Below are 394 nucleotides of genomic sequence, written 5' to 3' on the forward strand. Positions count from 1 at the left end.
TCGCTTTATCTGTGCGGTCGCTCTTTCAGTTATTTCTAAAATCGAAGACGATGCAAGCAGCGCACTGTGCTTTGGTAGTTGCGCTGAAATATGCGCCAGATGATCCAGATTTTGCAATTGCACGACAACATCTACAAGCTGCGATTGCACTTTCTGAAAAATATCACAAAATCTACTGGAGTATTTTCTGGAAAACATCTCCTGAGAAACTCAAAAGGAAAATACGTTTCCAGTGCCACGAATTAGCTTTTGACACATATTCGCACTTAGTTAAGTTGGCTGAGTTGGTAAACAAGTATGCGGCTGACCAAACTTCTTGCAACATCCCACAGCCACAGTCCTGGCTTGAATTTGTTTTCAACCTAGAACTTGCGTTTGAGTGGATTGAACAAGA

The 394-nt window shown here is 41.9% G+C and carries 1 protein-coding gene; it reads left to right on the forward strand.

Translation table 11 applies throughout. The features are described 5' to 3' along the window. Positions 1–394 (forward strand): hypothetical protein (locus AACS98_RS23545; RefSeq protein ID WP_232317238.1); only part of this gene is annotated, 394 nt, incomplete at both ends.

The organism is Anabaena sp. CA = ATCC 33047 (assembly GCF_963870205.1).
Classification (GTDB): Bacteria; Cyanobacteriota; Cyanobacteriia; order Cyanobacteriales; family Nostocaceae; genus Trichormus.